The 12,618-nt window shown below is 68.7% G+C and carries 14 protein-coding genes; 2 read left to right on the top strand and 12 right to left on the bottom strand.

Annotation, left to right across the window (positions count from 1 at the left end; all coding sequences use genetic code 11):
* Positions 1-56 precede the first annotated feature (56 nt).
* Together QPK32_RS11270 and QPK32_RS11275 are read left to right on the top strand one after the other, a co-directional pair.
* Positions 57-254 (top strand): hypothetical protein, encoded by a 198-nt coding sequence (locus tag QPK32_RS11270; RefSeq protein WP_290412908.1) that lies wholly within the window; start codon positions 57-59, stop codon positions 252-254.
* A gap of 189 nt (positions 255-443) precedes the next feature.
* Positions 444-1,175, top strand: a complete 732-nt coding sequence (locus QPK32_RS11275) for a helix-turn-helix transcriptional regulator (protein WP_290412909.1) — start codon at positions 444-446, stop codon at positions 1,173-1,175.
* Between the two features lie 75 nt (positions 1,176-1,250).
* Here the strand turns inward: QPK32_RS11275 and QPK32_RS11280 are convergent, their stop codons facing one another.
* Genes QPK32_RS11280 through gspG form a run of 12 tightly spaced genes read right to left on the bottom strand, consistent with a single transcriptional unit; the run spans position 1,251 to position 12,592 of the window.
* Entirely contained in the window at positions 1,251-1,982 is a 732-nt protein-coding gene (locus tag QPK32_RS11280; RefSeq protein ID WP_290412910.1) for a type II secretion system protein N, read from the bottom strand.
* 11 nt (positions 1,983-1,993) lie between these two features.
* Entirely contained in the window at positions 1,994-3,214 is a 1,221-nt protein-coding gene (gene gspF, locus QPK32_RS11285) for a type II secretion system inner membrane protein GspF (RefSeq protein WP_290412911.1), read from the bottom strand.
* A gap of 3 nt (positions 3,215-3,217) precedes the next feature.
* A complete protein-coding gene (gene gspE, locus QPK32_RS11290) occupies positions 3,218-4,645 on the bottom strand; it encodes a type II secretion system ATPase GspE (protein WP_290412912.1) in 1,428 nt (475 codons plus the stop codon).
* An 18-nt stretch (positions 4,646-4,663) separates the two neighbouring features.
* Positions 4,664-7,036: a type II secretion system secretin GspD gene (gspD, locus tag QPK32_RS11295; RefSeq protein ID WP_290412913.1), complete on the bottom strand. Its 2,373-nt coding sequence runs from the start codon at positions 7,034-7,036 to the stop codon at positions 4,664-4,666.
* Entirely contained in the window at positions 7,036-7,809 is a 774-nt protein-coding gene (gene gspN / locus QPK32_RS11300; protein WP_290412914.1) for a type II secretion system protein N, read from the bottom strand. The genes gspD and gspN overlap by 1 nt, the downstream gene beginning before the upstream one ends.
* Positions 7,806-8,324, bottom strand: coding sequence for a type II secretion system protein M (locus QPK32_RS11305; protein WP_290412915.1), 519 nt, complete (start codon positions 8,322-8,324; stop codon positions 7,806-7,808). The genes gspN and QPK32_RS11305 overlap by 4 nt, the downstream gene beginning before the upstream one ends.
* Positions 8,321-9,532: a type II secretion system protein GspL gene (gene gspL / locus QPK32_RS11310; RefSeq protein ID WP_290412916.1), complete on the bottom strand. Its 1,212-nt coding sequence runs from the start codon at positions 9,530-9,532 to the stop codon at positions 8,321-8,323. Before gspL ends, QPK32_RS11305 begins: the two co-directional genes overlap by 4 nt.
* A gap of 18 nt (positions 9,533-9,550) precedes the next feature.
* A complete protein-coding gene (gene gspK, locus QPK32_RS11315) occupies positions 9,551-10,519 on the bottom strand; it encodes a type II secretion system minor pseudopilin GspK (protein ID WP_290412917.1) in 969 nt (322 codons plus the stop codon).
* A gap of 14 nt (positions 10,520-10,533) precedes the next feature.
* Positions 10,534-11,229, bottom strand: a complete 696-nt coding sequence (locus QPK32_RS11320; protein ID WP_290412918.1) for a type II secretion system protein J — start codon at positions 11,227-11,229, stop codon at positions 10,534-10,536.
* Positions 11,226-11,612: a type II secretion system minor pseudopilin GspI gene (gene gspI, locus QPK32_RS11325; RefSeq protein ID WP_290412919.1), complete on the bottom strand. Its 387-nt coding sequence runs from the start codon at positions 11,610-11,612 to the stop codon at positions 11,226-11,228. Before gspI ends, QPK32_RS11320 begins: the two co-directional genes overlap by 4 nt.
* A 14-nt stretch (positions 11,613-11,626) precedes the next feature.
* On the bottom strand, positions 11,627-12,103 hold the full coding sequence (gspH, locus tag QPK32_RS11330; RefSeq protein ID WP_290412920.1) for a type II secretion system minor pseudopilin GspH: 477 nt from the start codon (positions 12,101-12,103) through the stop codon (positions 11,627-11,629).
* A 36-nt stretch (positions 12,104-12,139) separates the two neighbouring features.
* Positions 12,140-12,592: a type II secretion system major pseudopilin GspG gene (gspG, locus tag QPK32_RS11335; protein WP_290412921.1), complete on the bottom strand. Its 453-nt coding sequence runs from the start codon at positions 12,590-12,592 to the stop codon at positions 12,140-12,142.
* Positions 12,593-12,618 lie beyond the last annotated feature (26 nt).

A 12,618-nucleotide genomic window follows, 5' to 3' on the forward strand; every position in this document is an offset into this window, starting at 1 on the left:
AACTCCGTCTTCCCCCATTCCCCGCGAAGAACCTTTTTTTTCGCAAAGGAGCGGACATGGCAAACAAGTCACTGGCAACCCGGCAAAAGATGCGCCTGCGCGTCGAACCCACGCCGCCCCTCAAGCCGCGCAATCCGTTCGCCGGCTTCGCCAAGGCGCGCGCGGCCGGGTCGCACGAGAAACCCGCGGCCAGCAAGCGGCTGGAAGAGAAACGCGCACTGAAGAAGCTGCCGCTGGTGGCCGAGGACAACTAAGAGCGCCTAACAAACCTGCAGGGCAAGGCGCATCGTCGAAGACAGTACGCCTGTACGGCGAGACGATGCAACGCAGCCATGCAGGTTTTGTTAGGCGCTCTAAGCCGCGGCCGGCCCCGGCTGTTGTACAAGTCCCCGCTCTTCTGTACATTGGTGTCCGCCGAGTAAAACTGATCAGCGGAACCCTCCATGAGCTCTCCCGACATGCTGCTGGACGTGCTGCGCGCCGAACTGCGCGCCGCCGGCATTACCTACAAGATGCTGGCCGAACGCATCGCCATGAGCGAATCGAGCATCAAGCGCATGTTCGGCCAGAAGGACATGACCTTGTCGCGCCTGGCCCAGATCTGCCAGGCCGCCGGCATCGCGCTGGAAGACGTGTTGCGGCGCGCCGCCGATGCGCGTCCCCAGGCGGATACCTTGACCCTGGTCCAGGAAAATGCGCTGGTGAACCACCCGCGCCTGCTGCTGGTGGCGATCTGCTGCCTGGGCAACTGGAACATGGAACAAATCGTCGAGACCTACCGCCTGACGGAAGCGGAATGCATCGGCTTGCTGGTCGAGCTCGACCGCCTGGGCGTGATCGAACTCAAGCCCTTGAACCGCTACCGGGTACGCGTCTCGAACGCCTTCCGCTGGCTGCCGGATGGTCCCGTGCAGCGCTTCTTCCGCGAACACGTCGTCAGCGATTATTTCCAGGGCCGTTTCGACGGTGCCGGCGAAACGCTGATGTGCCTGCCTGCGCGCCTGTCCCTCGCCTCGGCGGGCGAGCTGGCCGAGAAAATCCACCAGCTGGCCGGGGAACTGGCGCGCATGCACCGCAACGACCGGCGCCTGCCGGCGCAGGAGCGCGACGGTTTTACCTTGCTGGTGGGATTCCGGTCGTGGGAGTTCGCCGCGTTCACGGCCCTCAGGCGCTGAGGGATGCGCTCAACTATGCGCTCAACGATGGGCTGAGCGGTGCGCTGAAGCGACGTCGCTCAACGATCGCCGCGATCACTGCGTCGGCGGATTGGCGGTCGGTTGCGGCGTGGCCGGCATCTGCGCCGCGCCCGGGTTGGTGGGTGGCGGGCCCTCGCGCGAACCGACGTCGCCCGGCGGCACGAATTCCGGCACCGGTTGCTGCTGCTGTTGCTGCGACACTGCGCCCGGCGACATCGGCGGCTCCGGCACCATATTGGCGTTCGGTGCGGCTTGCGGGGCCGGCGTGCCGGCCGGCGTGGTAGCCTGCTGTTGCGGGAGCATGGGACGCGCGGTCTGCACACCCTGCGGTATATTTCCCGCCTGCATGCCCGGCACGCCCGTCAGCACGGCACCCATCGGCGCCGCCGCCTTGGCATCCGGTGCCAGATCGACGCGCTTCATCACGCCGTTGTCGGACAGCATCACGTAGCGCGGATGGACTTCGGCCAGCGTCACGCCCGGCGAAATTTCCTTGCCCACCACGAGGGCCTTCGGTGGCGCATTGTCGGCGACCAGGATGGCGACGCTCTCGCGGCCGGCCGAGACGATGCCCGTCAGCTGGTAATTGGTGGCGCTGGCGACGGCGACCTGGCCGCCGAACAGCGTGGCGGCGGCGTCGATCGACGGGTCCGGCACGTTCGAGGCCGGCACGGCCGCGAGCGGACGCTGCGGCGGCTGGTAGAGCTGCAGGATCCAGTAGGCGAGCGACGCCGCCAGCAGGATCACGCCCACGAGACTCAACAGAAAGGGCAAACGCTTGTTCATCAATATCCTTGTCAGCGCACCAGCTGGTTAATTTCGATAATCGGCATCAGGACCGCCAGCACGATCAGGAGGACGACCAGGCCCATGGCCAGGATCAGCACCGGCTCCAGCAGGCCGGCGATGGTCAGCGCGCGCCGCTCGAAATCGGCCTGCTGCGAATTCGACGCCCGCTCCAGCATGGCGGGCAGTTCGCCGGTGATCTCGCCGGCGCGGATCATGTGCACCAGCATCGGCGGGAACAGTTTCTGCGCCGACAGCGCACGCGCCAGGCTGACGCCCTCGCGCACGCTGCCCGTCGCATCCTCGACCAGTTCGCGCATCGCCACGTTGGACAGGGTGTCGCGGCTCGTTTCCAGCGCGCGCAGGATCGGCACGCCGGAACCGGTGGTGATCGCCAGCGTGCTGGCGAAGCGCGTCGTGTTCAGGCTGCGCTCGAACTTGCCGTACACGGGCGCCGTCAGCAGCCAGGCATGCCAGCGCCGCTTGAGCGCCGGGTTCTGCAGCGCGCGGCGCCACAGGAACCAGGTGGCGATGACGAGCAAGGCGACGTAGATCCCGTAGGCACGCGTAAAGTTCGACACGCCCAGCATCACCACGGTGAGGAAGGGCAATTTCTGCTTGGTGTTGGCGAACACCGAGACGATCTGCGGCACGACATAGGTGAGCAGGAAGATCACGATGGCGAACGCGACCACGGTGACGATGGCCGGATAGGTGAACGCCAGTCGCACGCGCTGCACGAGGGCATTGCGGCGCTCGATGTAGTCGGCCAGGCGCGACAGCACGCGCGCCAGCTGGCCGATCTGTTCGCCGGAACCGACCAGCGCGCGGTAGATGTCGGTGAAGTCGCGCGGGTGGCGCGACAGCGCGCTGGAGAACGAGGTGCCGCCCATGACTTCCGAGCGGATCGAGGCGACCAGGTCGCGCACGTAGGCGCGTTCGGCCTGTTCCAGCAAGGCCGTGAACGCCTGCTCGAGCGGCAGTCCCGCTTCCAGCAAGCTGGCCAGCTGGCGCGTAAACAGCGCCAGTTCGACCTGGGACAGGCGCTCGCCGAAGCCGCGCGCGCGCGCCGCCCCGCTTTCGTCGACCTGGGCCGAGATCGCTTCGACGTTCAGCGGCGTCAGCCCTTGCAGGCGCAAGTCGGCGCGCGCCGCGCGCGGGCTGTCGGCATTGAGCACGCCCTTGCGGGTGATGCCGCCCGTGTCGACGGCTTCGTAGCGGAAGGCTGGCATGGATCAGTCCGCCTTCGCCACGCGCAGCAGCTCGGCTTCGGTGGTGACGCCCTCGCGCACCCAGCGCTCGCCGTCCTGGCGCATCGTCTGCATGCCGGACTTGAGCGCCGTGTCGCGGATTTCCGCTTCCGAGACCTGGTTGTGGATCTGGGCGCGGATCTCGTCGTTGGTTTCCAGCAGCTCGTAGATACCGACGCGGCCCTGGTAGCCCGTATGGCCGCAACGGTCGCAGCCGACCGCGACCCACTGGCCCGGTCCTTCCTGGCGCTTGCAGTGCGGACACAGCTTGCGCACCAGGCGCTGGGCCATCACGCCCAGCAGCGAGGACGACAGCAGGAACGGTTCGATGCCCATGTCGAGCAGGCGGGTGACGGCCGAGGCGGCGTCGTTGGTGTGCAGGGTGGCCAGCACCAGGTGGCCCGTCAGCGAAGCCTGCACGGCGATCTGCGCCGTTTCCAGGTCGCGGATCTCGCCGATCATGATCACGTCCGGGTCCTGGCGCAGGATCGCGCGCAGTGCCTTGGCGAAGGTCATGTCGATGCGCGCATTGACCTGCGTCTGGCCGATGCCGGGCAAGTCGTATTCGATCGGGTCTTCCACCGTCATCACGTTGGTCGTGGTGGCGTTCAGGCGCGACAGGGCGGCGTACAGCGTGGTGGTCTTGCCGGAACCGGTCGGGCCCGTGACGAGCACGATGCCGTGCGGCTGGTTGATCAGCTTGTCGAACTGGGGCAGCAGCTCGTCGCTCATGCCCAGGTGCGACAAATCGAGGCGGCCCGCTTCCTTGTCGAGCAGACGCAGCACGGCGCGTTCGCCGTGGCCGGTCGGCAAGGTGGACACGCGCACGTCGACGGGCTTGCCGCCGATGCGCAGCGTGATGCGGCCGTCCTGCGGCAGGCGCTTCTCGGCGATGTCCAGCTGCGACATGATCTTGATGCGCGAGATCAGCGAGGCGTGGATGGCCTTGCGCGGACGCACGATGTCGCGCAGCGCGCCGTCGATGCGGAAGCGCACGATGGACGTCTGCTCGAACGGCTCGATGTGGATGTCGGACGCCCCTTCGCGCAGCGACTGCGTGAGCAGCGCGTTGATCATGCGGATGACGGGGGCGTCGTCGGACGACTCCAGCAAGTCCTCGATGGCCGGCACGTCCTGCAGCAGCTTGGTCAGGTCGAGGTCGGCGTCGAATTCGTCGGCGACCTGGGACGCGTCGCCGCCGGCCGACTGGTAGGCCGCGGCGATCGCCGCTTCCAGCTCGGCGCGCTCCATGCGGCGCAGGCTGATGCGCCCGAAGCGGCGCGAGACTTCGGCGATCGCGGCCGGCTTGGTCGCGTTCGAGACCAGCACCTCGACGGCTTGCGCCGGGTCGCCGTTGGAACGCGCCAGCACGCCGTAGTCGCGTGCGAATGCGTAAGGCAACAGGTTATTCATGATGTCGGATCAATCTGCTCATTGTTGCTGCACGGGTGCCGCCGGACGGTACTCGGGCTGCGGTTGCACGGGTCGGAACTCGCCGACGCCCGGCTGCGGCTGGGCATTCGGCTGGCCCGGCTGGCCCGGCGTACGCGGCTGGGTCGTGCCGGGGCCGGTGGCGGCCCCGGGGCGCGCGCTGACGGGCGCCGGCGGCGGCATCGTCGCCATGGCGCCGCCCGTCGGCGGCTGGCCGCCCTGGTTCAGCGGCGGCAGCATCGGCGCGCCCAGGTTGCGCACCAGGATCGAGTCGTCGACCGGCTGGGCCTGGCTGCCGGCGGCGCGCATGTATTCGTAGCGGTCCATCGAGATGCTCGCGTTCTGCTCCTTGCTGCGCACGACGACCGGGCGCAGGAACACCATCAGGTTGCGCTTGGCGCGCGCGCGGGTGCGGTACTTGAACAGGTTGCCGATCACCGGGATGTCGCCCAGGCCGCGCACCTTTTCGTTGTTCTCGGACTCGTCGTCCGAGATCAGGCCGCCCAGCACGATGATCTGGCCGTCGTCGGCCAGCACGTTGCTCTCGATCGCGCGCACCGTCGTCACGATGCCCGAGGCCGACGTGACGGAGTTGTCGATGCCCGAGTTCTCGTGGTAGATGGCGAGCTTGATGGTACCGCCTTCCGAGATCTGCGGGCGCACCTTCAGCAGCAGGCCCACATCCTTGCGGTCCACCGTCTGGAACGGGTTGTTGGCGCCGCTCGTGCCCGTCGTGAACGAGCCCGTCAGGATCGGGATGTTCTGGCCGACCTTGATCGTCGCCAGCTCGTTGTCCAGCGTGATCATGTTCGGCGTCGACAGGATGTTGGCGTTGCCGTCGTTCTCGAGGGCGCTGGCGACCGCCCCCAGGCCCAGCTGGCCGTTGATCTGGCGGAAGATACCGATCGACAAGCCGTTCAATTGCGGCAGCGTGCTGCCGGTCGTGCCCGTGCTGGAACCGCCGACGCCAGCCGCGGCGGCGGCCAGGTTGATGATGTTGTTGGTGCCGTTGTTGTTGAACGACTGCACGCCGCCGACGCGGTACTTGCTCGTGCTGTCGCCGGACAGGCCGATCCACTGCACGCCAAACTCGGACGCCTTGTTCGACGTGACCTCGACCACCAGCGCCTCGATGTACACCTGGGCACGGCGCACGTCGAGCTGGTCGATGACGCCGCGCAGGTTGCGGTAGACGGCATCCGGCGCCGTGATGATGAGGCTGTTGGTCGAGGCGTCGGCCTGGATGAAGCCGGAACCCTGGCCGCCGCCGGCGCCGCTGGACGTCGCCTGGCCCTGCTGGGAGGAAATGCCGCCGGTGCCGCCCGCGCCGATGCTGCTCTGCTGGTTGTTCTGTCCCAGGCCGCCGTTGCCGGAGCCGCCCGCGGTGCCGGACTGGATCGAGCCGCCCGACGTGCCCTGCTGCTGCACGGGCACGGCCGAGGCATCCTGCGACACCACGGCGCGCAGCGTCTGCGCGACCTTGCTGGCGTCGGCGTTCTTCAGGTAGACGACGTGGATATTGCCCAGCTCCGCCGTCGGCTGGTCGAGCTTGGCGATCAGGGACTTGGCCATGTTGGCGCGCGCCAGCGACGGCGCGCGCACGATCACGGAATTGGTGCGCGGATCGGCCAGCACGTTGACGCGGCCGGAGTCGCCGCCCGGGCTCGGTTCCATCAGGCGGGTGACGAGGGTCGCGACATCGCTGGCGATGCCGTTGCGGATGGGGATCACGTCCAGGTCGCTGGTCGAGGGCGCGTCGAGGGCGGCGATGATCTTCGACAGGCGGCGCAGGTTGTCGGCATAGTCGGTGATCACCAGGCTGTTGTTGCCCGGGTCGGCCATGATCGAGTTGTTCGGCGAGATCAGGGGACGCAGCACGGCCGTCAGGTTGGCCGCCGACTCGTGCTGCAGGCGGTAGACCTGGGTCGCGACCTGGTCGCCCTTGGCGCGCGCGCCGCCGCTGCCGACCTGGGTCGGCGAGGCCTGCAGCTTGGCTTCCGCTTCCGGCACCACCTTGGCGAAGCCGTCGCCGGTGACGACGGCATAGCCCTGCAGGCGCAGCGCGGAGGTCAGCAGGGCGAACGCCTGGGCCTTGGTCAGCGATTTTTCCGAGACGAGGGTCAGCGTGCCCTTGACGCGCGGGTCGATGATGAAGGTCATGCCGGTGTAGTGGCCGACCGCCTTGATCACCGATTCCATGTCGGCGTTGACGAAATTCAGTGCGGCGCCGTCCTGGGCGAACGCCGTCACCGGCGGGAGCGCCGTGCCGACGGCGCAGCACAGCATGACGCCGGCGGCGAGGCGGCGCATGGCGGGGAGGCGCGCCGGACGAGACGGGGCTGCGGACTGGACGACTGCGTGGGTGTTTTTCATTATCTAAACTCGAGTGCGATTATGTTCTTGCCGTTCACCATTCGGCGCTGGCCCAGGAGGCCCAGCAGGTTGCCCAGCGTGTCTTCGTATCCTTCGGCGGCCGACGCCTGGCCCGAGAAGCGCAGGCGGCCGTTTTCCAGTCCCCCGCTGCCCGACAGCAGCAGCGCACCGCGCACGGTACGCAGCGTCAGGTCGGCGCGCTGCCCGTGCCAATCCATGGCCATCTCGTAGCTGCCCAGCGGCTTGATCGGACTCATGCGCGATCCCATGTCGTTCATGACCAGCACCGTGCGGCCGCTCACCGCGACCGCATTTCCCGCGCGGGCGATGTCCAGCAGGTTCCAGGACAGGCGGATCGCACCCGACGGCGCCAGCGTGTTCAGGGGAGCGCCCAGGCCGGCCAGGCCCTCGGCCGGCAGCAGCAATTCGCCGGCGCTGACCTGCCACTGCGACCAGCTGCCGCTAATGCGCACCGGCTGCGACAGCGCCTGGTCGTTGGCCAGTTCCATGTTCACCTGCCCGAACAGCACCAGCGGCGACAGCCGCCAGGAAAACCGTCCCGGCAACAGCGGCGTGACCGCCCCGCCCTCGCCCGGCGCGCCTCCCACGAAGGCTGAGCCGCGCCACAGCGTACCCTGCGCATCCCCGAGAGTCAAACGGCCGCCCGTCTGGCGTTCGACGATCGGTCCGAGCCAGGCCGCCGGCAGGAATACCAGGACCGTGAGCGCCACCGCCAGCGCGGCCAGCAGGATCCAGGACAGCGCGCGCCTCATTGGGCGGCGCCGGTGTTCTGACGCAGCGTCAGGCTGGCGTCGACCTGGCCCGCGGCCGGCAGCGAGGTGATGGCGGCGTCCTGCACCTGCACCCGGTTGGCGCGGCGCTGCTCGTCCAGCCAGGTGGCCAGGGCGGCGAACGGCACGTCGTTGAACTGCACCTTGATGAATTCCCCGGTGGCCGACAGCGATTGCGGCTTCAGGCCGCGCCCATTCAGGCTGGCGTCGATGGCCTCGCGCGACAGCGGCGCGACCTGGGTGGCGGGCGCGCGCGCCAGGGCGTTCGCTTCCTGCGCCATGGCCTGCAATTCGGCGGCCTGCTGGCGCAATTGCGGCAAGGAGCGGTTCAGGCGCGCACGCCCCTCGACGGCCGGGTCGACCAGCAGCAGGTAGACGATCGCCAGCAGCACGACGGCGCCGCCGATCGCCAGCAGGCGCCGTTCCTGCTCGGTACGGGCGAGCCACTGCGTGGTGGCGCGCTCGCGGACCTGGGCGATGGTGGTGGCGATGCTCATTGCTTGGCTCCTGTGCTGCGGATGGTCCAGTTGCCCGGCGCGGCTTCCTCCAGGCTCAGGCGGCGCGTGGCCAGGGCCGTGCGCAGTTGCCCGACGAGGCCGGGGTCGGCGGTCTCGGGTTTGACTTTGACGATGAGCGCGCGTTCGCGGTACTCCATTGACGCAATGCCGGGTTGGCGTCCGCTCGCGCGCGCGGCTTCGCCGAACGCGGACGCGAGATAGGTGAATTCGTCGGGCGACATCTCGCCCGTGTTGGCGCGGGCGCGCGCGATGTTCTGGCGCATCTGCAGTACCGGGTCGAGGATCGCCGTCTCGCGCGGATAGGCGGAACGGAAGGTCGTGGTCATCGACTGGCGCACCGTATCGGCTTCACGGCGCAGGCGCAGCCAGTCCAGGTTGAGGCCGACCAGGTTGATGGCGACGGCAAGCAGCACCAGGCGGATCGGCCAGCGCCAGCGGCGCCAGTCGCGCGCCGGCACGCCGGCGGCGCCCAGGCCCGACACCAGGTCCAGCGCCGTGCTCCTGGAGCCGGCGATCCAGTGCGCCCAGTCGTCGGCCTCGATCGTGATGCCGGGCCCCGCTTCCTGGGCCAGCGCCGCATATTCTCCGACCTCGCCGCGCGGCACGTACAGCGCCAGCGGGGCGTCGCCGCCGAAGGCGCGCGCGGTCTGCAGCACGGCAACAGGGTTGGCGTCGAGCGCCAGGCCGAAGCCCTGGAACAGGCCCTGGCGCAGCGTCAGTTCGGCGCCGGAGACGGCGGCCGACACGCTGCCCGGCAGCAGCGGCAGGCACAATTGGGCCGGCACGGCGGCCACCGAGCGCGCGCCCTGCACCAGCAGGCTGCGCACGAGGCCTTCGAGCCAGTCGCGGTCGGCCACGGCGATGGGCCGGGTGCCGTCCGGCTGCTCGGGCGCGGCCACCAGCACGGCGTCGTCCGGGTCGCCCAGGATGTGTTCCTCGACCAGCGCCGGCAGCGCCGCCTTCAGGCGCGCGCCGGTCAGCGGCGGCGCCTGCACCGACAGCAGGCTGACATCGGCCGCGGCCAGGATCAGCACGACGCGGCGGCTGGCCCCGACCAGGTCGCCCAGGTTGCGCAGCGGCCCCTCGCCCTGCTGCTCGATGGCGCCGCCGTCGCCGACCACGGCGAAGCGGCTCAGCGCATGCTCGCCCTCCGCGCGGGCGGGGTGCCGGATGTAGAGAGTAGTCAAACCGTCTCGCTTTCTTGTTCAGTATTGGCGGATCCACACCACGCGGGTGCCGCCGGTCAGCGGGCTCGCGCCGCGCTGGATCAGCGATTCGGCGTCGAGCGCGGCGCGGTCCAGGCGGATGCGGCTGTTGACCAGGTACCAGTCGCTCTTGATCCCCAGCGAGTCAGGCGCCGTCACTGCCTTCCCGTTCGTTTCATTCATAAACTGGTCGATCGACAGGTAAGCCGCCTGCTTCCGCCTGACCGCCAGCGCGTTCGCTTCCGACACCGACATTCCCGTCACCATCGCCGCCAGCACTTCGGGCGCGGCCGTGTTCACGTTCACCGTCGACTTCACCGGCAGCACGATGACGTACGGTCGCAGGCGCTCGACCATCGCCGGCGTGAAGCCCGGTACCGACAGCAGGTCGTCGACTTCGACGAACGGCATCGGCGACCCTTGCACGCCGCTGACCTGCGTCCTGGTCTGCGGCTGATCGGTATTGTCGTCCACCGGCGCCCGCACCGATTGACCGGCCGCCACATACTGGGCTACGCGGCGCGCCAACCCGCTGTCCATCTGCAGGTTGGTCAGCAAGCGTCCGAATGCCGTCAGCTGCCCTTCGTCCGGCTGCCGGTTTTCCGCCAGATTGGTCAGATTGTAGCGTGCGCATGCGTCCGTAATATTACCGGACAGGGTGGCGTCATATCTTTCTCCCTCGACCCGCTGGCGTTCGACGTATTCGTCGAGCCGGGTTTCCGCCAGCGGCGTGGCCCAGGGCTGGTCGAGCGAGGTAAACGGCAGGTTGCTGCCCTGCAGGACCAGGATCGCCCAGTCGAGGGCGCCACGCTGGATCCACTTGGTCTGCAGCTGCAGGCGCTGGTTTTCCATCGTGCGCACCTGCACCTGCTGCTGCCAGAACAGGCTGGCCACGATGGACACGGCCAGCGTGGTCAGCAGCAGCGCGGTGACCACGGCGACGCCGCGCCGGCGCATGGGCAGGGGCATGGGGCGACGGATTCTCATGGCACGAGGAGGAAGGATTTGAGCATCGGCACCTGCTGGCCCTGGACCTGGATCGCCACCTGCATCCCGGTCGGATCGCCCGTCTGCACGACGCCATTGTTCTGGAGCTGTTCGGCGATGGGGTTGGACCGGCCCGGCGTCGCGCCGGCATTCGCGCTCGGGTCGATCCCGGCCTGGCGCCACGCATTATTGACCCAGGTCTCGATCTGCATCGATGCGACCTTTTCTTCCAGCGCCACGGTGCCGCTCGTGTCGCTGTCGCTGACGGCGGCCTGCCACAGCGCGTCGAGCTGCACGAGGTCGCGCGTGGGCTGCGACTCGCGCCGCACCAGCGTGCCATTGACGACGCGGTAGGACACCACCTGCAGCCGCGCCGGCTGGTTGTCGTTGAAGACCTGGCGCACGAGGGTGAAGCGGTCGCCGCCGACCTGCAGGAAGGCCCGGTTGCCGACCACGTCGCGGCTGGCGATGCGCTCCGTGTCGCTCTGCATCTGGGCGAAGGCGAGCTGCATGCCGCGCGTGGTCTCCATCTGGTCGGTGAGGGTCTGGCGCGCGCGGATGATGCCGTCCAGGCCGCGCCAGCCGAGCACGGCGACGATGGCCAGGATGCTGATCGCGACCAGCAGCTCGACGAGGGTGAACGCGCGCGCGCGCGCGCGCGACAGGCGGCCCATCCGCATGGTCATGCTCATGCCCCCGGCCGCGGGCGCGGCACCAGTTGCACCAGCTTGACGATGCGCCGGTTCGGGTTCTCGATGTCGAACACGGAGACTTCGACCCGGCGCAGCAGCGGATTCGGGCTGGCGAACACCTCTTCCTGGCACACCAGGCGCAGGTCGCCCTGCGGACAATCGAAGCCGCGCTTGCCGATCTCGGGGAATTCGCGGCCCAGGCGGATCTGCACGAGGCGGTTCTCGGCCGACCAGGTCGCCATCATGGCATTGCGCAAGCCCGTGCTGTTGGCCGTCAGGCTGCCCACGGCGCGCAGGCCGGCGCCCAGCGCGGTGCCGACGATCACCAGCGCGACCAGCACTTCGAGCAGGGTGAAACCGTGGTGGCGATGGGGGGCGCGCATGCTCGTTCGACCGCTCATTCGACCGTGAAGTGCCCGACGCCGTCGGCCCGGATCGCGACGCGGCTGTTGCCGCTGGCCAGGGTCAGGACGAAGGGCTTGTCGACCGGTTCGCGGCCGAAGGTGATGCGCAGGGGATTGACGGTGCCGGCGCTGGTCGGGTCCAGCAGCAGGGACACGGGCGCGTTGCCGAATTCGCGTTCGCGCAGCATGTCGTCGCCCGTGATGAGGTCCCAGCGCGTCTCGTTGCGCACCAGGAAACGGTAGCGCTCGGGCGTGGCTTCGAAGGTGACGAGGCGGTTGCGCACGATGGCTTCGTCGCGCGCCAGCTGCAGCAGCAGCGCCAGGCGCTGGGCGTCCTTCTGCAGTTCCTGGCGCGGGCTGGGGACGACGTTGAGCGAGACCATCCCCAGCGTGATGCCGATGATGACCATCACGACCATGATCTCCACCAGGGTGAAGCCGCCGGCCGGCCGCCGCGCGCGAGTGGTCATGGGTTTGCCTGTTCCGAAGCGCGCGTGGATGAGCGCTTACTTGTCGTCCCAGGAGCCGACGTCGGCATCTTCGCCGGTACCGCCCGGCTGGCCGTCCGCGCCCAGCGAGAAGATGTCGATGTCGCCATGCAGGCCCGGCGACAGGTACTGGTAGGCATTGCCCCAGGGATCCTTCGGCAGGCGCTCGATGTAGCCGCCATCCTTCCAGCCATTGGCGGCCGGGCCGCTGGTCGGCTTCTGCACCAGGGCTTGCAGGCCCTGCTCGGTGGTCGGGTAGCGCTGGTTGTCGAGCTTGTACAGCTGGAGCGCCGACTTCAGGGTCTTGATGTCGGTGCGCGCCGCGGTCACGCGCGACTCGCCGGTGCGTCCCAGCAGCTTGGGCACGACCAGGGCGCCCAGGATGCCGATGATGACCACGACGACCATGATTTCGACGAGGGTGAAGCCGCGCTGGCGGTTCCGTGCGAAACGATGCGGGATGTTCTGCATAATTGAATGATGGATGCGGTCGGGAT

This window comes from Massilia sp. YIM B02763 (genome assembly GCF_030412015.1).
In the GTDB taxonomy this organism is placed as follows: domain Bacteria; phylum Pseudomonadota; class Gammaproteobacteria; order Burkholderiales; family Burkholderiaceae_D; genus Telluria.

Bases quoted from the DNA above. Each gene is read 5' to 3' on its own strand.
- gspE (WP_290412912.1), bottom strand. From the start codon at position 4,645: ATGAATAACCTGTTGCCTTACGCATTCGCACGCGACTACGGCGTGCTG.
- gspN (WP_290412914.1), bottom strand. From the start codon at position 7,809: ATGAGGCGCGCGCTGTCCTGGATCCTGCTGGCCGCGCTGGCGGTGGCG.
- QPK32_RS11280 (WP_290412910.1), bottom strand. From the start codon at position 1,982: ATGAACAAGCGTTTGCCCTTTCTGTTGAGTCTCGTGGGCGTGATCCTG.
- gspH (WP_290412920.1), bottom strand. From the start codon at position 12,103: ATGACCACTCGCGCGCGGCGGCCGGCCGGCGGCTTCACCCTGGTGGAG.
- QPK32_RS11320 (WP_290412918.1), bottom strand. From the start codon at position 11,229: ATGAGCATGACCATGCGGATGGGCCGCCTGTCGCGCGCGCGCGCGCGC.
- QPK32_RS11270 (WP_290412908.1), top strand. From the start codon at position 57: ATGGCAAACAAGTCACTGGCAACCCGGCAAAAGATGCGCCTGCGCGTC.
- gspD (WP_290412913.1), bottom strand. From the start codon at position 7,036: ATGAAAAACACCCACGCAGTCGTCCAGTCCGCAGCCCCGTCTCGTCCG.
- QPK32_RS11305 (WP_290412915.1), bottom strand. From the start codon at position 8,324: ATGAGCATCGCCACCACCATCGCCCAGGTCCGCGAGCGCGCCACCACG.
- QPK32_RS11275 (WP_290412909.1), top strand. From the start codon at position 444: ATGAGCTCTCCCGACATGCTGCTGGACGTGCTGCGCGCCGAACTGCGC.
- gspI (WP_290412919.1), bottom strand. From the start codon at position 11,612: ATGCGCGCCCCCCATCGCCACCACGGTTTCACCCTGCTCGAAGTGCTG.
- gspF (WP_290412911.1), bottom strand. From the start codon at position 3,214: ATGCCAGCCTTCCGCTACGAAGCCGTCGACACGGGCGGCATCACCCGC.
- gspK (WP_290412917.1), bottom strand. From the start codon at position 10,519: ATGCCCCTGCCCATGCGCCGGCGCGGCGTCGCCGTGGTCACCGCGCTG.
- gspG (WP_290412921.1), bottom strand. From the start codon at position 12,592: ATGCAGAACATCCCGCATCGTTTCGCACGGAACCGCCAGCGCGGCTTC.